Source organism: Macrococcus sp. S115 (assembly GCF_030067655.1).
GTDB lineage: Bacteria > Bacillota > Bacilli > Staphylococcales > Staphylococcaceae > Macrococcoides > Macrococcoides psychrotolerans.
In genome coordinates, this window is the sequence record NZ_JASJES010000001.1 from 513756 (window position 1) to 536160 (window position 22405).

General features: G+C 35.7%; 24 protein-coding genes. 12 read left to right on the forward strand and 12 right to left on the reverse strand.

The window, feature by feature from the left end:
• Positions 1 to 37 precede the first annotated feature (37 nt).
• From hpf to fakB1, 4 genes are all read right to left on the reverse strand, one after another.
• Complete coding sequence (hpf, locus tag QNJ52_RS02590) at positions 38 to 598, reverse strand: ribosome hibernation-promoting factor, HPF/YfiA family (protein WP_219494076.1); 561 nt, start codon at positions 596 to 598, stop codon at positions 38 to 40.
• Positions 599 to 662: 64 nt separating this feature from the next.
• Positions 663 to 1343: a ComF family protein gene (locus tag QNJ52_RS02595; RefSeq protein WP_219494074.1), complete on the reverse strand. Its 681-nt coding sequence runs from the start codon at positions 1341 to 1343 to the stop codon at positions 663 to 665.
• Positions 1318 to 2535 carry a DEAD/DEAH box helicase gene (locus QNJ52_RS02600; RefSeq protein WP_219494072.1) on the reverse strand — a complete coding sequence of 406 codons (1218 nt, stop codon included), beginning with the start codon at positions 2533 to 2535 and terminating at the stop codon, positions 1318 to 1320. Before QNJ52_RS02600 ends, QNJ52_RS02595 begins: the two co-directional genes overlap by 26 nt.
• A 65-nt stretch (positions 2536 to 2600) precedes the next feature.
• Positions 2601 to 3452 carry a fatty acid kinase binding subunit FakB1 gene (gene fakB1 / locus QNJ52_RS02605; RefSeq protein WP_219494070.1) on the reverse strand — a complete coding sequence of 284 codons (852 nt, stop codon included), beginning with the start codon at positions 3450 to 3452 and terminating at the stop codon, positions 2601 to 2603.
• Positions 3453 to 3585: 133 nt separating this feature from the next.
• Here fakB1 and QNJ52_RS02610 point away from each other — a divergent pair, with 133 nt between their 5' ends.
• On the forward strand, positions 3586 to 4224 hold the full coding sequence (locus QNJ52_RS02610; protein ID WP_219494068.1) for a YigZ family protein: 639 nt from the start codon (positions 3586 to 3588) through the stop codon (positions 4222 to 4224).
• 13 nt (positions 4225 to 4237) lie between these two features.
• Here QNJ52_RS02610 and QNJ52_RS02615 read toward each other — a convergent pair whose 3' ends face one another.
• On the reverse strand, positions 4238 to 5284 hold the full coding sequence (locus QNJ52_RS02615) for a glycosyltransferase family 4 protein (RefSeq protein ID WP_219494066.1): 1047 nt from the start codon (positions 5282 to 5284) through the stop codon (positions 4238 to 4240).
• 190 nt (positions 5285 to 5474) lie between these two features.
• Between QNJ52_RS02615 and QNJ52_RS02620 the strand changes: the two genes are divergently transcribed.
• The 5 genes from QNJ52_RS02620 (at position 5475) to pepT (ending at position 9995) form a co-directional block, all read left to right on the forward strand.
• Positions 5475 to 6332: a YitT family protein gene (locus tag QNJ52_RS02620; RefSeq protein ID WP_283721814.1), complete on the forward strand. Its 858-nt coding sequence runs from the start codon at positions 5475 to 5477 to the stop codon at positions 6330 to 6332.
• Positions 6333 to 6346: 14 nt separating this feature from the next.
• Positions 6347 to 7411, forward strand: coding sequence for a GGDEF domain-containing protein GdpS (gdpS, locus tag QNJ52_RS02625; RefSeq protein ID WP_219494062.1), 1065 nt, complete (start codon positions 6347 to 6349; stop codon positions 7409 to 7411).
• 13 nt (positions 7412 to 7424) lie between these two features.
• On the forward strand, positions 7425 to 8195 hold the full coding sequence (locus QNJ52_RS02630; protein ID WP_120786624.1) for a threonine/serine exporter family protein: 771 nt from the start codon (positions 7425 to 7427) through the stop codon (positions 8193 to 8195).
• Positions 8192 to 8656, forward strand: coding sequence for a threonine/serine exporter family protein (locus QNJ52_RS02635; protein WP_219494061.1), 465 nt, complete (start codon positions 8192 to 8194; stop codon positions 8654 to 8656). Before QNJ52_RS02630 ends, QNJ52_RS02635 begins: the two co-directional genes overlap by 4 nt.
• 115 nt (positions 8657 to 8771) lie before the next feature.
• Positions 8772 to 9995: a peptidase T gene (pepT, locus tag QNJ52_RS02640; protein WP_283721815.1), complete on the forward strand. Its 1224-nt coding sequence runs from the start codon at positions 8772 to 8774 to the stop codon at positions 9993 to 9995.
• 77 nt (positions 9996 to 10072) lie between these two features.
• Here the strand turns inward: pepT and QNJ52_RS02645 are convergent, their stop codons facing one another.
• Positions 10073 to 11143, reverse strand: coding sequence for a glycerate kinase (locus QNJ52_RS02645; protein WP_219494058.1), 1071 nt, complete (start codon positions 11141 to 11143; stop codon positions 10073 to 10075).
• 72 nt (positions 11144 to 11215) lie between these two features.
• Positions 11216 to 11536 carry a bacillithiol system redox-active protein YtxJ gene (gene ytxJ, locus QNJ52_RS02650; protein WP_219494056.1) on the reverse strand — a complete coding sequence of 107 codons (321 nt, stop codon included), beginning with the start codon at positions 11534 to 11536 and terminating at the stop codon, positions 11216 to 11218.
• A 144-nt stretch (positions 11537 to 11680) separates the two neighbouring features.
• On the opposite strand from ytxJ, the gene QNJ52_RS02655 reads away from it, so the two are divergent.
• Positions 11681 to 11899 carry a hypothetical protein gene (locus QNJ52_RS02655; protein WP_283721816.1) on the forward strand — a complete coding sequence of 73 codons (219 nt, stop codon included), beginning with the start codon at positions 11681 to 11683 and terminating at the stop codon, positions 11897 to 11899.
• 15 nt (positions 11900 to 11914) lie between these two features.
• Here the strand turns inward: QNJ52_RS02655 and QNJ52_RS02660 are convergent, their stop codons facing one another.
• The gene (locus QNJ52_RS02660; protein WP_283721817.1) at positions 11915 to 12814 is read right to left on the reverse strand and encodes an EMYY motif lipoprotein; all 900 of its coding nucleotides are present in this window, start codon (positions 12812 to 12814) and stop codon (positions 11915 to 11917) included.
• Between the two features lie 90 nt (positions 12815 to 12904).
• On the opposite strand from QNJ52_RS02660, the gene QNJ52_RS02665 reads away from it, so the two are divergent.
• Positions 12905 to 13402 carry a GrpB family protein gene (locus QNJ52_RS02665; protein ID WP_219494051.1) on the forward strand — a complete coding sequence of 166 codons (498 nt, stop codon included), beginning with the start codon at positions 12905 to 12907 and terminating at the stop codon, positions 13400 to 13402.
• A 54-nt stretch (positions 13403 to 13456) separates the two neighbouring features.
• Positions 13457 to 14371 carry a UDP-N-acetylmuramate dehydrogenase gene (murB, locus tag QNJ52_RS02670; RefSeq protein ID WP_219494050.1) on the forward strand — a complete coding sequence of 305 codons (915 nt, stop codon included), beginning with the start codon at positions 13457 to 13459 and terminating at the stop codon, positions 14369 to 14371.
• A gap of 76 nt (positions 14372 to 14447) precedes the next feature.
• Here the strand turns inward: murB and QNJ52_RS02675 are convergent, their stop codons facing one another.
• From QNJ52_RS02675 to nrdI, 4 genes are all read right to left on the reverse strand, one after another.
• Entirely contained in the window at positions 14448 to 15197 is a 750-nt protein-coding gene (locus QNJ52_RS02675; RefSeq protein ID WP_283721818.1) for a FixH family protein, read from the reverse strand.
• A 127-nt stretch (positions 15198 to 15324) separates the two neighbouring features.
• Positions 15325 to 16293, reverse strand: a complete 969-nt coding sequence (nrdF, locus tag QNJ52_RS02680; protein ID WP_283721819.1) for a class 1b ribonucleoside-diphosphate reductase subunit beta — start codon at positions 16291 to 16293, stop codon at positions 15325 to 15327.
• Positions 16294 to 16354: 61 nt separating this feature from the next.
• Positions 16355 to 18460, reverse strand: a complete 2106-nt coding sequence (gene nrdE, locus QNJ52_RS02685) for a class 1b ribonucleoside-diphosphate reductase subunit alpha (protein WP_283721820.1) — start codon at positions 18458 to 18460, stop codon at positions 16355 to 16357.
• Positions 18423 to 18812, reverse strand: a complete 390-nt coding sequence (gene nrdI, locus QNJ52_RS02690; protein WP_283721821.1) for a class Ib ribonucleoside-diphosphate reductase assembly flavoprotein NrdI — start codon at positions 18810 to 18812, stop codon at positions 18423 to 18425. The genes nrdE and nrdI overlap by 38 nt, the downstream gene beginning before the upstream one ends.
• 358 nt (positions 18813 to 19170) lie before the next feature.
• On the opposite strand from nrdI, the gene QNJ52_RS02695 reads away from it, so the two are divergent.
• From QNJ52_RS02695 to QNJ52_RS02705, 3 genes are all read left to right on the forward strand, one after another.
• On the forward strand, positions 19171 to 20025 hold the full coding sequence (locus QNJ52_RS02695; RefSeq protein WP_283721822.1) for a DMT family transporter: 855 nt from the start codon (positions 19171 to 19173) through the stop codon (positions 20023 to 20025).
• A gap of 10 nt (positions 20026 to 20035) precedes the next feature.
• Positions 20036 to 20536, forward strand: coding sequence for a preQ(1) synthase (queF, locus tag QNJ52_RS02700; protein WP_219494808.1), 501 nt, complete (start codon positions 20036 to 20038; stop codon positions 20534 to 20536).
• A gap of 158 nt (positions 20537 to 20694) precedes the next feature.
• Positions 20695 to 22209, forward strand: a complete 1515-nt coding sequence (locus QNJ52_RS02705) for a peptide MFS transporter (protein WP_219494038.1) — start codon at positions 20695 to 20697, stop codon at positions 22207 to 22209.
• Positions 22210 to 22405: the final 196 nt, after the last annotated feature.

Here is a 22405-nt window from a genome sequence, read left to right on the forward strand (position 1 = left end):
AAGCCGGAACTGAAGTTCCGACTTCTTTCTTCACTCACTATCGCTCAACTGATGTCTCAATTAATCCATACTTACCATCTTTACGTTTGTAAACAATATTTGTTTCGTTTGTTTCACCATCATTGAAGATAAAGAAATCATGACCTAACATATTCATCTGCAACACGGCTTCTTCTGCATCCATCGGTTTAAGATCAAATTGCTTAGAACGAATGATTTCGATTTCATCCCCTTTTTCCTCTTCAGGTTCAGTACCAGGCAATACAGGGAAAATATCATTTTCCACACCTTTTTCACGGAATTTACGGTTTACTTTCGTTTTATGTTTACGCATTTGACGTTCTAATTTCTCAACGATTAAGTCGACTGCAGCATACAAATCATTATGACGTTCTTCTGCACGCAATGTCACATTTTTAAGAGGAATCGTAACTTCTACTTTAGATTTACCGTCTTGATAAGTTTTAATCTTCACATGTGCATTCGCTTCCGGCACGTTCGTGAAGTATCTTTCAAGTTTGCTAAGCTTCTCCTCGATATAATTTCTGATTGCATCCGTTACAGTGATGTTGTCACCATGAATTTCAAATCTAAACATAAAGCATCGCTCCTTTTGAAACTATTCTTATGATGTTTCTTCCTAACTCTATTTTACCAAATATTCAGGCTCTTGCAAACGCTAACACCTCCACTCGACAATCTTTATTGGATAATAATACACTTGCTGCCTGATGCACAGTTAAACCTGTCGTATAAATATCATCTATTAGTAATATACGTGCTCCTGGTTTTAGCGGTTGTTTCATATAGAAAGGGTTGGTTTGCTGCAGGCGTTCTTTCTTCGTCATTCTGGACTGCTTATCGCGATAATGCGTTCCTAACACATCATGATGGAGTATTTGTGCTGCGTCTAATATTGCAGCAACTTGATTGAATCCTCTATCGTGCAGTCGCGTTTTTGATATCGGCATCGCGATGATATGGTCATACTTTTTAAAAAAGTGCGCTGAGTAATGGAGTAATAATATTTCCGCAAATGCCTTGCTAAGGATATAGTCACCCAGTCCTTTATACTGTAAGATCATAGATTTTACAAAGGGCGTGTAATCAGCAATAGTATAAATTTTTTCTATTTTTACATTTAATTTTGCAAGAAATAGGCAGTCTCTGCATTCCATTTCATCCTCAGCAAGTTTTTTATGACAGTGTTCACAACGTCTCGTATCCATCTTCGTAAATGATGCGGTACACTGTTCACATAAAAACTTCGGCTTATGGAATAATGTATTAATTGTAAGGGTGAGTGGTATCAGCTCTTCACACTGCAGACATCGATTGACCATGCTTTTTATTCATCCTTTTAATTGTTTGTATCGCTCTCGTCATATGGCCGCTTAGGCCTTCGTGAAAGAAGACGACTTCTCCATTCATACTTGCCCCTTTTCTATCGACCCTGCCTGCAATCTGTACGAGGCTGTCCCACGTGAACCGTTCACTATTGATGACCCAGACCGATAAGTTCTCTTGCGTAAATCCACGCTCCAATATGGTCGTTGTAAATATGAAGCGATATTCTCCACATCGAATGGCTTCTACCTTATCATGGCGTTCATCATCATTTGAGTAAACAATCGTCCCATCCGCTTGTAGAGATTCAGGAAGTGCAGCATAATATTTTTCCATTTGCTTAATATCATTAAAGAAGATGAGCGTCGTATTAACAATATCTTTAAGTTTCTGTTCTAACGATCTGCTATTAATTTTGTAATAGTGAAGTTTCGGTAGCGGCAAGGGACGATTATGATATCGTGACGGTAAATAAATATGAGGGAGCTTCATTAAATGTGCTGGTGGTGTGGCTGACAGATAGATGATTGTTCCTTTTTCATGCATAGCTCGTTTAAGTACTTCTGACAGGCGTGGATCGTAGCTCATCGGGAAGGCATCAATTTCATCCACGATAATTAATTCAAAATGCTCATTGAACTGAATAAGCTGCTGCACAGTTGTAACGACGAGGCGACCTGCTGTTAGCCCCTGATGACCTCCGTACAGCACATCAATCTGTATTCTTGGCATATATTCCTGCATGCGTAGTGCTAATTCTTTTACAACGTCAGTTCTCGGTGCTGCAATCGCAACGTTACATCCTTCCTTTCTAGCTTCAACAACTGCCTGCAACATCATTTCTGTCTTACCTGCACCTGTCACAGCATAGAGCAGACTATCTTGATTCTTATGAAACTGTCCTACAATATAATCACTCGCACGCTTTTGCTGGGCTGTAAGTTCGAACGGGAGATGTAGTGTTACAACTTCCGCCTTCTTCTGACATGGTTCAAGTGCTATAAAGTTTTCCGTTGTCGCATAATGAGAGAGACAGGTGCGACAATATACAATCTCCTTCTCTATTCCTTCGTGATAATAGCTATGAAACAAATATTGTTTATCGTTCAGACAATAGTTACAGTGATATTTATTTCCTTTTTTTATTACAGAAGGAATATCAGCATTATCAGTTATATATTGCAGCATATTTACCTCCATAAAAATAAGCACACTTAAATAAGTGTGCTGAAATAATAATAATATGAAAGACTTTACTGAAAAAATTCAAACTTATGGTGTACATAGCCAATACCAAGTGCCTTTTCTCCAACATGCGTACCGATAACCGGACCGAAATAACTTTTAATGACATCTGCATCCGGAAACTGAGATTTCAAATGTTGCATGATCACTTCTGCTTCTTCCTCTGCGTTGGCATGTATGACTACAAGTGTAGCTGGTGCAACTACTTCTTGTTTAATTTTATTCTGGACGAACTGCACTGCTTTTTTCTTCGTGCGAACTTTATCATAAGGAACTATGATCTTATCTTCAAAATATAATATCGGTTTTACTTGCAGCATACTTCCTATAATTGCCTGTGCACCATTAAGCCGACCACCTTTTTGAAGATTCTTCAAGTCATCAACCAGAAGATAAGCATTTGAATGTGCTCTTAACAGCTTTAATTCTTCGATAATTTGTTGTGGTGATAATATATCCTTAAGCTCAGCTGCACGAAGTGTATACATACCTGCTACCATACACGCAATTTCACTGTCAAAGGCATGCATATTGATGCCTTCTACCATCTCTCCTGCAGTAATTGCATTCTGATATGTTCCACTGATCCCGCTTGATAAATGTATCGCAATACAATCCGTATAACCATCAGATTTCAGCTGTTCTAGTAATGTAATATATTCGCCTGTTGTTGGCTGACTTGTCGTAGGAAGCTGTCTCTCAGAACGCATACGCTCGTAGAACTGCGTTGCAGCATATTCAGCTTCAACAAAGACTTGATCTTTGAATATTACATTCAGTGAAATTACGCGTATATCATAACGATCGATCATTTCCTGTGAAAGATAGCTCGTTGAATCAGTAATTATTGCCGTTTTCATTTATACCCTCCATTCCAATACATCCCATTTTATATTCTATACAGTTTATAAATAAAAATAAAGGATAAAGATATATGATAGAATTTTAAAATTTTTGTTAAAATAATGATTATAATATAAAGAGGTGACCTACTTGAAAAACTTTATCACAATTAAGCAGAATATTGAACAAGAAACAGTGATTAATAAATCACGATTTATTACATATCTATTTAAAGTCGAAAACGAAGATGAGGCAAAGGCAAAGATTGACGAGATAAAAGCATTGCATAAAGATGCTACTCACAATTGCTCAGCTTATACAGTCGGTGACAGCCACCAGATTCAAAAAGCAAATGATGATGGCGAACCTAGTGGTACTGCAGGCGTACCGATGTTAGAATCTTTGAAGAAAAATGACATCCATAACGTTGTGGCCATTGTCACACGTTACTTCGGTGGCATCAAGCTTGGCAGTGGTGGTTTAATCCGCGCTTATCAAGGTAGGGTGTCTGAAGCGATTCAGCTAGCTGGTAAAGTAATCTATAAAAACGGGCTGATGATTCAGGTAACATTACCATATGAGCTCTCGGGAAAGTTTGAACACGCCATCGACGACAAATTTATCATCATAAATCAAACATATACAGATAAAGTGATATATGACGTACAACTTGTTTCTGAAGATAAAGATGAATTCATTAACTTTGTTACAGAACTCACACAAGGCCTCCCAGTTATCCAAGTGAAATCTGAACTGATGCTCCCATTCGACATCAGAAATAACATCTAGAGTGCTCTAGATGTTATTTCTTTATAATGCTGCGCATGAAGTTGAGTAATGGCTGATGGGTATCATCTATTAATCCAGTAAATTCAACGATTAATTCAATCGTGATAATCAACAGCAGCACGATTAATATCGCACCCCACACTGAGGATAGATATAAGATGACTGAGGCAACGCTAAACAATGCTGCAATTGAATAGATGAGCATCACTGTCTGAGGATGCGTATAACCAAGCTGCAGTAATTTGTGATGCAGATGTGACTTATCTGCCTGCATAATCGGCTTGCCTTGTCTATATCTACGAATCATTGCAAACGACATATCGATAAACGGCACTGCAAGGATAATGACAGGGAAGAACAGAGAAATTAACGTGATATTCTTAAACCCAAGAAGACTAAGGACACCGATAATAAATCCTAGCATTAACGCACCGTTATCTCCAAGAAAGATACGTGCCGGATAAAAGTTATATTTCAAGAAGCCGAGTAATGCTCCGATGAGTACACTACAGAGCATCATGATAAATATATTCTGCTGAATGATGGCGATAAACCCTATCGTCGCTAAGGCAATACCGGAAACTCCTGCTGCAAGACCATCTAGACCATCAACAAGATTGATTGCATTTGTTACAGCTACAATCCATAGTATTGTCATTGGAATACTAAATATTCCAAATTCAATGACGATACCGAATGGTAAAGTAATCAAGTCTAACGTAATTCCGTGATAGACGACGATTGTTGCAACCCCGATTTGTGCAATGAGCTTGATTATAGCCGGAAGATCAATAAAATCATCAATAAGGCCCGTTATTTGTATGAGTATCGCACCGATAATAATTGGATATATTTCTTTTTCAACTGGCTGTCCAATCCATAAACCGAACAAAAATGCACATAGGATTATCACCCCACCCAGCATCGATACTGGTTTAGTATGTACTTTACGGTAATTGGGTTTATCGACAGCACCAATGAAGTATGAAAATCTGATAATTATAGGTGTAAGTACGAAAGAGAATAATGCTGTTATAATGATTAGTTTTAATGTGAGCATGTGTACACCTCTTGAATTCATTCTTCTTAATAATATCACAATTAGTGATGTTATCAATTAATTTCTATAATAAGTAATAATTGACTATGCATTTTATTTATTTCATAATAAGACGGTTAAGGTCTAATTATGAAATTATTTACGCAAAGCATCTTGCTTTGCTTATTTTTTAATGGATGGAGAGGATAATATGCAATTGAACAGAACAATAATGGATATTCTCTATACTTTAATCGGGTCGATTATTGTAGGCATAAGCTACAATCTATTTTTGTTACCTGGCAAGATTGCTGCAGGTGGGATTTCAGGTTTAAGTACAATCCTTAATCACCTATTCCATCTAGACCCGTCGATTGTGCAGTTTATCTTCAACTTACCTATTTTTATAATTGGTTGGTTTGCATTAGGCCGTTCGTTTAGCCTGAAGACTTTAATTGCAACGTTCCTCGTGCCACTTACAATTTTTTTAACACAAGATATTGTACAATACGGCACTAAAGATGCATTATTAGCTTCACTCTATGGTGGTATCGTGCTCGGTATCGGGCTTGGACTTGTCTATAGAGGAAACGGTTCTACAGGTGGGACAGCGACCCTTGCTCAGATCGTCAGAAAGTATAGCGGTCTATCAAGTGGATATGCACAACTCGTTGTCGATGCGTTTGTCGTAATTTTCAGTGCTTTCGTATTTAATTTCGAACTTGCATTATATGCATTAATTTCTATATTTGTTACAAGTAAAGTAATAGATATCGTTCAACTTAGAACTGGTGACAACAAACTTGTTTTTATCATTACTTCAAAGGAAGCACAAGTGATAGATATTATTCACAATAAAATTGAACGTGGTGTAACCTCTGTCAATGCCTTTGGTGGCTTTGACCGCAATGGTAAAACCATATTGTTTTCTGTCATGGAACAAACAGAAGCAATTTATTTTAAAAATCTGATAACAGAAGAAGAACCAGATTCTTTCGTAATCTTTATTAACACTTCTGAAATAATAGGACGAGGGTTCAGCGCTGCAAAAATATACCGTTCAAAATAGGAAGGGGAATTTATATGATTGAAGCAATTATCTATAATATCGCTGTAACTGTCAGTGGTATTTACTTATTCCATAGAATTCAGTTTTTTGAAGATAGGGAAATTATCTTCAAGAAACCTTATATCGCACTACTCATGACCACTATCGCTATACTGTTATTGACGTATCCGATTGGCTATAAAGAAATTTCGTTCAACCTTGCCTTTGTTCCTCTACTTTTTCTCGGTAGATTTACAAACTTTTTTTATACATTTTTAAGTGCATGCATTATTGTTGTAGTAGATATATATCTATTAGGAACGTCATTTCCTTCTTCACTCTATTTGCTGATCATCGCTACTGTAGTGAGCATGATTGGACCGTTCATCAAATTACAGGACATACAAGCTATTCAAGTGCTGAATTTAATCAGTATCTTAATCATCGCAGTATATACCTGGATTAAACAGATGTTTATCATTAATGAGATGATACTTTTGATTATTTCCAGTTTCATACTATCTTTAAGTTCGAGCGTGATGTTTGTGGATATATGGCGTGTACAGAAAATGCTGAGTCGCTTCAACAAAGAACATGTCGTGGATTATTTAACCGGCTTAGGAAATGTGCGTGCATTTGACAGATATTTAAACGTCATCAGCCGCCAGTCCTCTGAGCAAAAACAGTCACTTTCACTATTACTTATCGATATCGATGACTTTAAAGAGGTCAATGATAAGTTTGGTCATGATGCTGGAGATGCAGTATTAAAACAAATGTCGCAAGTTCTAAACAACTATGTTCCTGATCAATCTAAAATCTTCAGAAATGGCGGCGAAGAATTCTCAGTTATCTTTAATGACAAGTCATTAAATGATACAGTAAAGATTGCAGAAAGCATAAAAAACGGCGTAATAAACTCTACGTTCCACCTGCAAAATAGAGAAACGATTCATCTTACAGTAACAATTGGAGTCGGATATATTCCAAGATCTGAAATTAAGACACATCGTAAAATCTTTAAAGAAGCAGATGAAATGTTGCATGCTGCGAAAAAACAAGGAGCAAATACGATTATGTTCAACCCTATCATTAAGTAAAAAGGAGAAAAAGATGCTTTCAAATCAACTTTACGATGAACAAAAAGTAAAAGATGTTGCAATGCTTGCAGGTAGAATCCTTCTCGAGTCAGGAGCAGAAACCTATCGGGTGGAAGATACGATGACGCGAATCGCAGAATTTTACGGACTTCATAACACGCATAGTTTTGTAACACCTACTGCGATCATCTTCTCTCTTAACGAAAAGAGTTCGACACGCTTATATCGTGTATCAGACCGTACTACCGACCTCGAAAAGATTTCAGAAGTCAATGAAATCTCACGAGCGATTACATCAGGAAAAGTTTCTTTAGAATCCGCAAAGATGGCACTGTCTATATTAGATAAAGAAAACCTTCAATACAAATTCTGGCTTAAAGTTTTGTCTTCAGGTATTGTATCCTTACTGTTTCTATTTATGTTTGACGGTAGCCCGTCAGATGCAATACCTGCATTTATTAGCGGACTCGCTGGATATTATATTTGTGAGCGTATAGGAGCATATTTTAAGATTCGTTTTTTCGCTGAGTTTGCAGGTTCAGTCGTGATTGCTTTAATTGCCATCGCATGTGTGCAGTACTTTTTCAGTGAATCGCTCGATAAAATCATCATATCGGGTGTTATGCCCCTTGTACCAGGGGTCCCAATCACAAATGCAATTCGTGATATGATGGCAGGTCAGCTCATTGCCGGTATTACTAAAGGTGTAGAAGCGGCGCTTACCGCTTTCGCAATTGGTGCAGGTGTCGGCGTGATCTTCATCATCTTTGGAGGTACAATATGATTATTTTTCAAACTTTCATCAGTTTTTTCGCGACTTTATTCTTTTCGATTATCTTTAATGCGCCAAGAAAATTACTTATTGCTTGCGGATTTGTTGGTGCCATTGGCTGGATTGTCTATTACATTGCGAATTCAAATGGATTATCTGATGCTGTGAGTATATTCCTTGGAAGCTTCGCTCTTAGTCTATGTGCACATATTCTTGCACGAATTTATAAACGTCCTGTTATCATCTTTAATGTATCAGGTATCATACCACTCGTTCCCGGTGGTGTCGCTTACGATGCAACAAAGAACCTGATTATCTCTGATTTTAGTGAAGCAATTATTAAAGGTAGTCAGGCGACATTATCTTCTGGCGCAATTGCATTTGGTCTATTGATTGCGGAAATGCTATTTTTAACGTCTATGAAAATGTATAAACATTTTAAACATAAGAATAAAAAAACTAGGAACGTTTGATGTTAAATAAACGTTCCTAGTTTTTTAAAATTTTTCTTTCGGATTTCGTAGTTTATTCATGACACATATTCATTTTAAGTATAGAATAATATTAATGAAGACAGGAGGAATACAGATGAAAGAAAAACTAATTGATAGACTTACTTCTTATGTTGTTATCGATACACAGTCCGATGCTTCTAGTACAACAACACCATCAACGGATAAACAGTGGAATCTTCTTAATCAGCTTAAACAGGAGATTGAGCAATTAGGTCTTGAAACGGATATCGATGAATTTGGTTACTTATTTGCAACATTGCCATCCAATACTGATAAAGAAGTTCCTGTTATCGGTCTGTTAGCGCATGTAGATACAGCTACAGATTTCACTGGAACAAATGTTAATCCTCAGATTATTCAATCTTATAATGGTGATGCTATCACTTTAAAGAGTGGGCTTAAGATTGAAACTGAAAAGTTTCCGGAACTCTCGCTTTACAAAGGGCACACATTAATTACGACAGATGGTACTACATTGCTTGGGGCGGATAACAAAGCAGGTATCGCTGAAATTATGACAGCAATAGAATACTTGATTGCCCACCCTGAAATCAAACACGGCAAGATTCGTTTCGGCTTTACTCCAGATGAAGAAATCGGACGCGGGCCGCATAAATTTGACGTAGAACGTTTTGGTTGTGATTTTGCATATACGATCGACGGAGGCCGTCGTGGAGAACTACAATATGAAAGTTTTAATGCAGCAGGCGTCAATATTACGTTTAACGGGGTAAATGTGCATCCGGGAAGCGCTAAAGATAAAATGGTGAATGCGCTCAACCTTGCAGTACGCTTCCAGTCTTCTTTACCGGCAAACGAAGTACCGGAACATACAGAAGGTTATGAAGGCTTCTTCCATTTGATGGAGTTGAATGGAAATGTTGAACGTGCACAACTTTCATATATTATAAGAGATCATTCTCGTGAGCAGTTTGAAGCACGTAAAGTAACGATGCGTGACATCATAACGTCTATACAGAAAGAATATGGTGAACAAGCTGCGCATATCGAGATTAATGATCAGTATTATAATATGGGCGAGAAAATTACACCACATCCACAGCTTATAGATATCCCACTTGAAGTAATGAAATCATTAAACATAGAACCAATTGTTGAACCGATTCGTGGGGGTACTGATGGCAGTCAGTTATCATATATGGGTTTACCTACACCAAACTTATTTACAGGTGGAGAAAATTATCATGGCCCATATGAATACGTCTCTGTTGATGATATGGAACGTGCTGTTATGAATATCGTTGGTATATTACAGAAGTTTGAAGAGAAAGCTTAATCTTCAACATCCTCATCACTATAACAAGACCCGGACAACGCAGGCATAATTTATGTCTACACTGTTCGGGTCTTATATTACTTACTTAATTTCATGATACTTTGAATAGCTTGCTGCAACTGTAATCCGATCTGTATATCTTCTGTAAGCTCAGTAACTTCTGGATAGACATTTAGTGGTACGACGCTATCCTTTATATGATGCGCAAGAAATTGTTTACCTGCAGAAAGATAAATATATTGCTTACTTTCATCGATGCGGTTGTTGATTTCACTGACAATCAATGAGCCTGATGTCTCTTCGTTACTTCCTCCACCATAAATAATCACATCTGCTTCTTCTAATAAAGATTCAATATGCGTTCGTTCAAAGATGAGTTGTGCGGAAGTTCTGATATCTGCTTTAAAGTATTGTTCAAAGATTGTTCTAAGCGCTCCACCATCCCCTCCATATGGAGAGTATGTATAATCTAAGCCGTGCTTTTTAAATTGCTGTAGCATATACCATATACTATTATCTACTCGTTGCTTAACGTCAAAAGCATAGTCCTGCGCACTGACTTGACTTTTTTTTCCGTAATTATGATATTTATGGTCAGAAATAATTTTGAAGTTCACATGTTTTAATCTTGAATCCATATCATCAAAATGCATGTAACGTACAAATTTAAGCAGCCCTTGATGCATCACACTATCAATCAACTGATGATCTCGATCATAGAACTTAGCACCTAATGCCTGTAGCATCCCTGCACCTGCATCGAATACTGCAACATTTCCTAACGAGATAATAAACGATGTCATTCCCATATCCAAACCATTCATCAGCATCTGACCAAGTCCGTAACTTGACGTTTCTTCAGGCACTTCACTATTTAAGAACTGTCCTGCATCAATTAGCATTGTATCGTGAGCAACACGTGCGACTTGAATATCTGTTTCAACCAAATTGCCATTATATACTTGCTGTGAGAGTTTCGCACCTTTTTCCCATGTGAGCAGAGCATCAATCATATTTTTATCGCTCTCAAATAATGGTACCATCACTACATTTGCATCTTCTGTCTCTATCCCGTCATATACATACTGATTCGCATGTTGAGAATACAACGTATTAAAGAAAGTATCCATCGCTATTAATATCTTCATCGTTTCCTCCAAAATAAATAACTAATAGAAATTCTATTAGTTATCGATTGTTTTGATAAAGCATCGTACATTCTATTCTTCTGCTTTAGAAAGATTTGCTATTGTAATATTTCTATGACTGTCATGCCATTTCACAGTTTTATCTGAGAAATAAAAAGCTTGAGGAGATTCATGCTTTACTTTAGTTAAATCAGCAATATAGTCTGAAAGTTCTCTAGCCTGCTGAACAATTAAGTAATAACCATTAATATCTCTTTCATACATAAAGTTCTCGAACTGGTCATATGCACTTGCAGAGATTGGACAAGTGTCAGAGTGTTTCAGGAAATATACATTCGTATGTTCTTCTAATAATTTCTCGAACTGCTCGATTGTATTAATTTTAATCATCATCTTATTTTTCCACCTATCTGTGCCTTCAAAGATAAAATATATCACGCTTCTACGTATTTAGCAATCGCATTAATATTTATTATACCCCTATCTTAATATAATACACATGATATAATGAAATAAATATCTTTATTGGAGGTTATAATGAATCAAAAATATCCATTAAAACGCTGGACTTTCGTAGATACCATTAATTTATGTCTGTTTATTTACGTAGTATTGTTTGTCATTGATTTCAAAAATCATAGCGGACTTTCATTCATCATTATTGCTGCATTTATCATCTGGGTGCTTACAGTAATTTCTAAAAACATCATCATATCAAAGAAACAGAAGGAACAACAATATTTAAAAAATAAATGATACCTTATAATGGTATCATTTATTTTTTTCTTCTAGCTTTCCTAATGCTTCATAATATTCATCATCGATTGACTGGATATATTTTGTATTTTTCAGAATATCTTGAATCGGCATATTTTGTAACTTTGTTTCAATATTCATCGCAAGCCTACGTTCTCTATAATAGTTCATCAGGCTATAATAAATTTCAATTGTTGCTTTACGCATACCTAATACATTTTTTGAAGAGATCTGAGTCTGATTAAGTTTGTCAATATTCGATTTTAGAAATGGGAGTAGTTTACTTTCAATATACTGCTGCTTTTGTTTAACCGTTGCATCAGTTGATAAATATTCAACTTTGTTTTTAAGCTGCTCACTATTGTCATTAATAACATCCGCTAATAGTTCGTATTCCTTTGCGTCTTTCCCATTGGCTGAAACTTGATTTGCATATTGTTCACTTAAAGCCTTATTTTTTTCAAATACTTCCGTATACTGAAGTATCTTTTCATTAGATTGAATCGATTGATTAAACAACTTCATATAGTGTTCCAGATCCAGAATAAACTGTTTTTTCTTGATTAAATTTCTTTTATAAATGTTATGAACTTCCTTTACTTCAGAGGTTTCAGGGTTAATGGCTTTTACTTTTTGTTCATAAACTTTCAACTGGGGCCTTATCTTGTTATGTATCGATTCTTCAATTAACTTCAACTTCTTTTTCTTTTCTTCTGTTACTTCCGATCCGAGCAATTGATCAGCTTTATCTAAACCTAGTTTATCCAATTCATGTACAAGCTTCTTTTCTTCTGATTGTACATCATGCATTTCCGCTTTATAATTTTTAATATCAGATGTCACTTTATCCCCACACGCTGCAAGAATAATTGATATACTCATTATTAAATATATAAATATATTAATTTTATTCATATCGGCTCTCCTTAGATATCAATATTATACCTAAAAATGATTAGAATGAAAACATGATTTATTTTTTCAAACTTGAAAGGAAGATTTAAAATGAAAGTAAAACCTAATAATTTTATCAACTATTCCCCTGATCGCTATGTATCAGAGTACAAAATAATACAGCAAAGTTTATTAAACCTGCTCGATTCACCAGTGATTAAAACATATCATATCGGCTCTACTGCAATTGAAGGAGCAAATACTTCAGGAATTATCGACATTCTTGTAATTGTGAAGCGCCTTCATGAAATAACAACATTGGATGAAAAACGTTTAAACTTATCAGGATTTTATAGATTACATCATCCATATAAGAAAAAATGTGTCTTTTCTCAGTTTGATAGTCTTAAAACACTTAATGAACAAGTACGACTTCATATTGTTGAGAAAGATAGTAAAAAACAAGTTCAATATTTGGAAGGGCAACGCTATTTACTGAATCATATTACGGAATATAATCATTTTAAACAGAAGATTGATGCGCATCTCAACTTGAAACAATATGAAGATGAAAAATCGTCATGGTTTCATCAATGTCTTTCTGTCTAATTATGCTATCCTTTGCTATAATGAGGAATGAATTCAATGAAAGGGCGAACATTTATGCAATTACATACTATAGTCGATCAGCTGAAGAAATCTATTCAGTCAGAACATATAAAAATCAATGAACCATTAAAGAAATATACTTATACGAAAACTGGTGGCAATGCTGATATATATGTCATACCGACAAACTATGCAGAGGTACAGGCCGCATTAAATGTAGCTAAACAAAATGATACCCCAGTTACATTTTTAGGGAATGGTTCAAATATTATCATTCGAGATGGTGGCATTAGAGGCATCGTTATCAGTCTACTTAACCTTACCAAAATAAAAGTTAATGGGCAGTGTATAACTGCCAGCAGTGGTGCAGCGATTATCGATGTTAGCAGAACTGCAAGAGACCATCATTTAACCGGTCTTGAATTTGCGTGTGGTATTCCAGGCTCTGTTGGCGGTGCTGTATTTATGAATGCTGGAGCTTATGGCGGTGAAATTAAGGATGTGATTGATCATGCTTTAGTCATTAACCATGAGGGTGAAATCATCTCACTTGATAATCAGGCATTAGAACTTGACTACCGTACTAGTATTATCCAAAAAGAACATTTTGTCGTACTTGAAGCTAGTTTTAAGCTTGCTCCTGGGGATATTAAGTCTATCCAGTCACAAATGGACATACTCACTGAACGTCGAGAATCAAAGCAGCCACTAGAATACCCATCTTGCGGGAGTGTGTTTAGACGTCCGCCGGGTCACTTTGCTGGTAAACTTATTCAAGAGGCACAGTTACAAGGTCACATCATCGGCGGCGTGCAAGTCTCTGAAAAACATGCTGGCTTTATCGTAAATGTGAACGAAGGAACTGCGACTGATTACGAAAATATGATTGCCCATATTCAGGAAACTGTCTATAAAAATTCAGGCATCGCGCTAGAAACAGAAGTAAGAATTATCGGAGAACCATTATAATAAAAAGAGTTAATATTAGCCAAAAAGAGCTTGAGATATACAGTATGATATCTCAAGCTCTTTATTATTGACGCGCTTATTTCACTTCAAATTCTGTATCATTATGAACATGAAAGTCGGGTTGCTTTTCTGCATGTGCTGTAACGGTATATTTTCCACTCTCAGCAAATGTATGTTTTGTTTCATATTCTCCGAGTTTACTTTCCTGCAAGTCCACCCACTCAGTCTTTCCAGAAGGTGTCTTCACTTCAAATCTTGCAACAGATGCCTCTGTTAACGGCTTGCCTTCTGCATCCATTACATGCATCATTAATGTTGTTTCTTTATCTTTCTCTGCTTTAATATCCATTATATGTATCATACCGGCATGATGGTGATCTTGATGACTATGCTGTTGTGCAGCATCTCCAATCGTTATTTCTTTATTCGGCATTGTATGCTGGTTAAATGCTGTAACATGGCTAATAATGTTATATGTGCCATCTTCTTTAAAGTTATATGTAAACGTGTAAACACCATCTTTTGCTTCTTTAACTTTTTCTTTAACAGAATTTTTTGTATCGCCATCTTTAATCACTTCAAACATTACTTCATCAGCATCATTCACTTTTTCTTTTCCATGTTTCACGAGTGCTTTAATTTCTACTGTTTTCCCCTTTTCTACATGCTCAGGTACAGTTAGATCTACCGTTAACGGTTGTACTTTTTTATCAGATGTTGTTGCATAATTTTCATGCCCTTCATGCCCTTCTTTCTTTTCTTCTTTGCCACATGCTGCTAAAGCAACTGTGCATAGACCTATCATCAATAATCTTTTTGCGTTCATAATGTTCCTCCTCAATATTTATACGCTTACAATTATGTCTGTTATATATATTTCTAGCAATGTCCAATTTGTGACAAATACTGTACTTAAAAAGAGCTTGCGACATTTGTCACAAGCTCGTCAAATATTAAGATTCAAATTGGAAGTCTTCGTCTGTTAATGCTTCTACGTTTAATGCGATAACGTAACCGTCACCTTTAACACTGAAGAAGTCGTGGTTTTTCGTAGAAGTGTTTAAGGCATTCTCAATGATTGGATTGAAGCCTTTCTCTTCAAAATAAGGTTCGAATCCTAAGTTTGCTAATGCTTTGTTACCGTTATACTGTACATAATTTAAGACATCCTCTGTGAGCCCGACACGGTCATACAGCATCTTAGTATAACGTTCTTCATTTGCATAGAGTTCCTTTAATAAATCATACATCTCTTTATCTGCACGCAATTTCTCATCATCTGTTAATTCATTGCGTAAACTTTGTGCATCTAAACCTGTAAATACACCGTGAATAGATTCGTCTAGCAGAATCTTACGAATAATCTCTCCACTCGTCGTCATGCGACCTTGACCAGCTAAGTATAGTGGATAATAAAATCCACTATAGAATAAAAATGTCTCTAAGAATACGCTGGCAACACGTGCCATATACTGATCATAGATTGTCGCTTCTTTGCCCCAAAGTTTATGGTATCTAGAAACGATCTTTTCTGATTTAAACTTTAGATGCGGTTCATTCACAACCCAGTTATCAAGTAAATCGTTCGTTTCAGCAGATGGTAAGAGCGTAGTGAAAATATGAGAATAACTTTTTGCATGGATCTGCTCCATCATCCCCATAAATGAATAAACTGCTTTTTTACGTAAATCTTTCGTATGCAGACCGATGAGTGGCATACCATCGTCCGCTTGATGTGTATCTAATCCTGTGAGACCAGCAAGTGCATGGTTGAATGTATACTTTTCATCTTCAGTCAACTCTTTCCAGCTTGCAATATCTTTTGAAACTTTAAATTCTGATTCTACCCACATCTGTGAGATATTCTGTCTCCAGAACATATTTGTCATGTCTTCTTGTGTATTCCAGTTAACGGCTATCATATTTTCAGTCCTTTTGATTGTTATACATATTTTAAAGGCTGATAATTCAGCCTTTAATGATTTAGATTGCGCAGCTTGTACATTCTTCAACACTTAACAATTTATTTCTTGTGTAATACAGTGATTTTAAACCTTTATGATGTGCATATACGTATAGTCTTGCAAGTTCTCTCGTAGAAATATCACTGTTCACAAATAATATTGTACTGATACCTTGGTCTATATGTTCCTGAATTGTCGCAATTAGATCAATCAACTTCATTTGATCTGTATTAAATGCTGATTTGTAGAACCACATTGTTTCAGGTGATAAAAATGGCATAGGATAGAATGTTTCAGCATTACCATAAGTTCTACGCTCAATCTGATCAACGATCGGCATAACAGAACTTGTTGCATTTTGCACATAAGAGATACTTTGTGTCGGTGCAATAGCAAGACGATATGCATGGAATAGTCCATTTTCCATCACTTTTTCTTTAAGACCTGCCCAATCTTCTGGCGTTGGGATTGCTATCCCTTCAAAAAGTTCAACAACTTTGTCTGTTGTAGGTCTATAGTCTTTCGCAATATATTTGTCGAAATAAGTACCAGATGCATAATCTGACTTTTCGAAGTCTGCGAATGTCTCATTTCGTTCAAGGGCAATTTCCATAGAGCGTTCTAATGAATAATAGTTTAACATCATAAAGAACGTCGCTGCGAATTCTTTCGCTTCCTCTGATTCATATCCAATTTTATTCTTTGCTAAGTAGCCATGTAGGTTCATGACACCAAGCCCAACCGAATGCAGTTCGCGATTTGCTTTTGCCACACCAGGAGCATTTTTAATATCCGCTTCATCACTCACAGTTGTAAGTGCATCCATACCAGTATGTACTGAATCTTTAAATTTCTTAGATTCCATTACATTCACAATATTCAATGATCCTAAGTTACATGAAATATCTCGTTTGATTTCATCTTCAGTGCCATAATCATTAATAATGGATGTTTCTTGTAATTGGAAGATTTCTGTACATAAATTGCTCATCTTAATCTGACCGATATTCGAATTTGCATGCACTTTGTTCGCATTGTCTTTAAACATTAAGTATGGATAACCCGATTGAAGTTGCGTTTGAGCAATCAAGTTTAACATTTCACGTGCATCTTTAGATTTCTTCATAATATTTGGATTTTCCACAAGTTCGTCATACATTTCATCAATGTTTAGATCGTCTAGCGTTAAACCATATTCACGTTCCACTGTATGTGGTGCAAACATAAAGAAATCTTTGCCCTCTTTCGCCAAATCAAAGAATTTACTTGGTACGATAAGTCCAGTAGAAATCGTTGATAAACGTAAGTCTTCATCAGCATTTACCTTCTTCGTATCCAAGAACTCAAGCACGTCATAATGGAAGATGTTTAAGTATACAGCACCTGCACCTGGACGTTGTCCTAGCTGGTCCGCATAACTAAATCCGCCTTCGAGCGCTTTAGCTACAGGTAATACACCTTTAGCCACACCTTTAATGCCTTTAATTGCTTCTCCTCGTGCGCGTAACTTTGACAAGTTAATTGCAACACCGCCACCAATTTTAGATAATTGTTTCGCAGTTGAGTCGATATAGTTGATAGAATTTAAACTATCATCTACTTCTAATAAGAAACAAGATACAAGCTCACCGCGTCTTGCACGGCCTGCATTTAAAAATGTAGGTGTCGCCGGTTGATAACGTTGCTCAATCATCGCAGAGATTAATTGTTTCGCCTTATTTACATCACCTTTAGCTAAATATAGGCTTACAATAATAACATGCTCTTTATAATCTTCTAGATATTGCTGTTTATCATTTGTTTTCAATGCATAATCTTTAAAGAATTTACTTGCCGACATATAACTCGCAAAGTTAAATTCAATATCTTGTGCATACTTAATAATATCGTTCAAATCTGTTTCGTTATATTCATTAAATAAATCATAATAAAAATCTTGTTCAACGAGATACTTAAGACGCGCAATCGGTGTATCAAATGTTATCGTTTTATCTTTTATTTCTTCTAAGTAAACTTTAAGCGCTTCTTGATCTTTATCAATATCAAAGAAGCCATCTTCTCGACGTTTTGTGACCTGGTTATTAAGTTCAATATGATTGTACTGTTTCTCTTGTGCGATATTCACTGATTTCTTCCACCTTTATATTAAATTCTTTCACATCTTTATCATTACCGTGTAGTTCAAACTTCATTAATAATGGCACATGATATGTACTACTTATTAAGTCTCCTGCACGTGCAAAGTTCTGACCCCAGTTTCTGTTACCGCTGGCTGCTACAGCTATTAAATTTGCACTATGACGGTCCAGAAACTGTCTAACTGGATCCGGTATCTCGCCAAACCCTATCGTTCCTGTTACAATGATATACGGTTCATTTATACCTTCCGCTTGATCTAGAGTTAATGTATTTGCATACTTTGTTTTCTGTATAAAACGTTTCACATTTCCAGTGAGCGAATAATAGACGATGAGCATAATATCACTCCTCTCATTTAAAAGCAGTTGTGAACAATAATATTAAAACTATCTTTAAAACTACCCAAAAATTTATGTATTATGTGCTTGACTTTTAGCAATTCGCAAGTATTGTGTTCGCATCAATACCGAACACAAGATATAGTGGTATATTTTCCAACAACCACAAGATATACGAATAATTATAGCATTTATAAAGGGGTTTTCAACGTTTAAACCTTGTAAAAATTTATATTTTTAGGGTTGACTTTTGAAGAAAACGAGCAAACCTTTGCTACTGCTCACTTTGATAAACGTAAGAAATTTTGTATTTAAATTATTGAAAATATATTCATATTACTGAAAAAGGAGGACACATATGAATAATAAAATAAAAGGAATATTATGGTTGGTTGTTGCTTCGGTTGGTTTCAGTTTAATGGGTGCCTTCGTAAAGCTCTCTGGAGATTTGCCAGTCATACAGAAATCATTGTTTCGTAATATTATCGGAATAATCCTTCCTCTGTATTTCGTATACAAGTATAAAGCGCCTCTTTTTGGTCATAGAGAGAACCAGCTAACGCTTATTTTAAGAAGTGTCTTTGGAATGATTGGTGTGCTTCTTAACTATTATGCAATTGACCGCATGGTGTTAAGTGATGCAGATATGCTGAATAAACTCAGTCCATTCTTCACTATTTTATTTTGTGCATGGTTTTTAAAGGAATATATTAAAAAGTATCAATTCATCAGCATGATAATTGCATTTATTGGTGCTCTATTTATCATTAAGCCGAATTTCAGTTCAGATATGTATATTGCCATAATAGGTGTCCTTGGCGCCATGTTTGCAGGACTTGCCTATACAACATTACGTGTACTCGGTTCAAAAGAGAAGTTCTATACGACTGTGTTTTACTTTTCGTTCGTATCAACAATTGTACTTATTCCACTCACATTGCTGACATATCAACCCATGACAAATGCGCAGATCATCTATCTGATTCTATCCGGCCTATTTGCTACGCTCGGACAATTCGGATTAACAATCGCTTATAGCTATGCACCAGCGAAAGATATTTCAATATTCTTTTATACGACTGTGTTATTCAGTGCAATTATAGGATTTATTCTATTTAATGAGACCCCGGACTTACTAAGTTATCTCGGATATATTATAATATTCTTTGCGAGCTACTATATGTTTGTAAAAGCAAAAGTGAAACAACATTAATCAGGAGGCTATTATGTCAGGAAGACAAAAAGAAGAATTACAGGATATTACGTTACTTGGTAATCAGAACAATAAATATTTATATGAATATGACCCGACAATATTAGAGTCATTTGATAACAAACATCAAGGTCGTGACTATTTTGTTAAGTTTAATTGTCCGGAGTTCACAAGTTTATGTCCGATTACAGGACAACCCGACTTCGCTGCAATTTATATCAGCTATATTCCAAATATCAAGATGGTTGAATCAAAGTCATTAAAACTATACTTATTCAGCTTCAGAAACCATGGAGATTTTCATGAAGACTGTATGAATATTATTATGAATGATTTAATTGAACTTATGGACCCACACTACATTGAAGTATGGGGTAAGTTCACACCGCGTGGTGGTATTTCAATTGATCCATATACGAACTACGGGCGCCCAGGAACTAAATATGAAGAAATGGCATCTTATCGTCTGATGAATCATGATTTATATCCTGAAACGATTACAAATAGATAGCACGGTATAACGAAGCTGAGAGATTTCAAAATCTCCGCTTCGTTATTTTTATTATTTACATTCTTTTTAAAATTATTCAAAATTCGAATTGTCTAAATATTCTTTTAGGTGTACAATATTATCTTATTATAGTATTTAAATTTGAAGGGGGAAAATGAATGTCTCAACATACAAGGGAAGAAATTGTAAATAGTATGCCGAGAACTGGATTCTTTGGACATCCTAAAGGTCTGTTTACACTTATGATAACTGAGTTCTGGGAACGTTTCAGTTACTATGGAATGAAAGCAATATTAGTTTATTACTTATATTATTCTGTTAAAGATGGCGGTTTTGGATTACCTGATGCACTTGCATTACAAATCGTATCAATATATGGTGCGATGATCTATATGAGCGGTGTGGTAGGTGCATGGCTTGCTGACCGATTTATCGGAACGCGAAAAGCCATATTATATGGCGCGATTCTCATCATGATCGGTCATATATTACTATCTCTACCGAATAACTTCACCTTGTTACTTGTCGCACTATTATTTATCATTTTAGGTACAGGATTGCTTAAACCGAATATTTCTTCAAATGTCGGAGAAATTTATGAGAAGAACGATCCGAAGGTAGATTCAGCATTCACACTATTTGTAATGTCTATTAACTTAGGTGCATTTATTTCACCATTAATTGTCGGATGGCTACAGAAAAATGCCGGATTCCATTACGGATTTGCTGTTGCAGCTGTCGGAATGTTCTTTGGACTAATTATTTATGTATTACGTGCTAAACCCACTTTAGGGCTATCTGGATTGGACATCCCAAACCCAGTAACACCTGAAGATAAAAAGAAAACACTCACATATGTAACAGTGATTGTTATTGCATTTGTAATTTATTTCTTATTCGCCCAACTTACTGGAAACTTAAACTTACAAACATTTATGTCACTTGTAACAGCACTGGGTATTGGTCTGCCAGTTGTTTACTTTATTATGATGTTCGTATCCAAAAAGACGACATCTGAAGAGAAATCACGTGTAGCAGCATATATTCCATTATTCTTAGCATCTGTTGTATTCTGGTCAATTCAGGAGCAAGGTTCAACAATCCTTGCTGCGTTTGCCGATAAGAATACACAGTTAGATTTAGCTAAAGTGACAAATGGTGCCATTAACTTTGTAATTCCACCAGCTTGGTTCCAGTCACTAAACCCATTATTTATAGTAACACTTGCACCACTATTTGCATGGTTATGGGTAAAACTTGGACGATTTAATCCACCAACAGTAGTTAAGTTCAGTATCGCACTATTTTTAGCAGGTTTCAGCTATGTCGTGATGGTTTATCCATTAACGCATAACGGCGACGCTTTAATGAATCCGGCCTGGTTAGTATTAAGCTACTTGCTAGTAACAATGGCTGAGCTTTGCTTATCACCTACTGGTTTATCAGTAACAACAAAACTTGCACCGAGTGTATTCGCATCTCAAATGATGAGTATATGGTTCTTAGCAAACACAGTCGCGCAGTTATTTAACGGTCAAGTACTCGTTAAATATTATGATACTGTTAATAACGCAACATACTTCGGTAACATCGGAATGGTTACAATCGGATTAGGGATTGTATTACTTATTGTAAGTCCTTTTATGAAACGCTTCATGAAAGGGATTCACTAATAACTTTATAAATTTTAACACCCTTAAAGTATATAGGATGCTTTAAGGGTGTTTTTGAGTTGCTTAATATCGTGAAATTATTATATTAGTAATACATATTATAATTAATATATTATATTAAAATTAAAACATAACACTTTAACTCTTTAAACGAAACTAGCATATCAACTTTTTGAAAATTTCGTCTTTTTAAAAA

What these genes read in the sequence shown, in the direction of transcription:
- gdpS (WP_219494062.1), top strand. Translation starts at nt 6,347, where the DNA reads ATGATTGAAGCAATTATCTATAATATCGCTGTAACTGTCAGTGGTATT.
- fakB1 (WP_219494070.1), bottom strand. Translation starts at nt 3,452, where the DNA reads ATGAAAACGGCAATAATTACTGATTCAACGAGCTATCTTTCACAGGAA.
- QNJ52_RS02665 (WP_219494051.1), top strand. Translation starts at nt 12,905, where the DNA reads ATGAAAGTAAAACCTAATAATTTTATCAACTATTCCCCTGATCGCTAT.
- QNJ52_RS02675 (WP_283721818.1), bottom strand. Translation starts at nt 15,197, where the DNA reads ATGAACGCAAAAAGATTATTGATGATAGGTCTATGCACAGTTGCTTTA.
- murB (WP_219494050.1), top strand. Translation starts at nt 13,457, where the DNA reads ATGCAATTACATACTATAGTCGATCAGCTGAAGAAATCTATTCAGTCA.
- ytxJ (WP_219494056.1), bottom strand. Translation starts at nt 11,536, where the DNA reads ATGATGATTAAAATTAATACAATCGAGCAGTTCGAGAAATTATTAGAA.
- QNJ52_RS02660 (WP_283721817.1), bottom strand. Translation starts at nt 12,814, where the DNA reads ATGAATAAAATTAATATATTTATATATTTAATAATGAGTATATCAATT.
- QNJ52_RS02655 (WP_283721816.1), top strand. Translation starts at nt 11,681, where the DNA reads ATGAATCAAAAATATCCATTAAAACGCTGGACTTTCGTAGATACCATT.
- QNJ52_RS02620 (WP_283721814.1), top strand. Translation starts at nt 5,475, where the DNA reads ATGCAATTGAACAGAACAATAATGGATATTCTCTATACTTTAATCGGG.
- QNJ52_RS02615 (WP_219494066.1), bottom strand. Translation starts at nt 5,284, where the DNA reads ATGCTCACATTAAAACTAATCATTATAACAGCATTATTCTCTTTCGTA.
- nrdI (WP_283721821.1), bottom strand. Translation starts at nt 18,812, where the DNA reads ATGCTCATCGTCTATTATTCGCTCACTGGAAATGTGAAACGTTTTATA.
- QNJ52_RS02695 (WP_283721822.1), top strand. Translation starts at nt 19,171, where the DNA reads ATGAATAATAAAATAAAAGGAATATTATGGTTGGTTGTTGCTTCGGTT.
- QNJ52_RS02600 (WP_219494072.1), bottom strand. Translation starts at nt 2,535, where the DNA reads ATGCTGCAATATATAACTGATAATGCTGATATTCCTTCTGTAATAAAA.
- pepT (WP_283721815.1), top strand. Translation starts at nt 8,772, where the DNA reads ATGAAAGAAAAACTAATTGATAGACTTACTTCTTATGTTGTTATCGAT.
- QNJ52_RS02645 (WP_219494058.1), bottom strand. Translation starts at nt 11,143, where the DNA reads ATGAAGATATTAATAGCGATGGATACTTTCTTTAATACGTTGTATTCT.
- hpf (WP_219494076.1), bottom strand. Translation starts at nt 598, where the DNA reads ATGTTTAGATTTGAAATTCATGGTGACAACATCACTGTAACGGATGCA.
- QNJ52_RS02595 (WP_219494074.1), bottom strand. Translation starts at nt 1,343, where the DNA reads ATGGTCAATCGATGTCTGCAGTGTGAAGAGCTGATACCACTCACCCTT.
- QNJ52_RS02630 (WP_120786624.1), top strand. Translation starts at nt 7,425, where the DNA reads ATGCTTTCAAATCAACTTTACGATGAACAAAAAGTAAAAGATGTTGCA.
- QNJ52_RS02705 (WP_219494038.1), top strand. Translation starts at nt 20,695, where the DNA reads ATGTCTCAACATACAAGGGAAGAAATTGTAAATAGTATGCCGAGAACT.
- QNJ52_RS02635 (WP_219494061.1), top strand. Translation starts at nt 8,192, where the DNA reads ATGATTATTTTTCAAACTTTCATCAGTTTTTTCGCGACTTTATTCTTT.
- nrdF (WP_283721819.1), bottom strand. Translation starts at nt 16,293, where the DNA reads ATGATAGCCGTTAACTGGAATACACAAGAAGACATGACAAATATGTTC.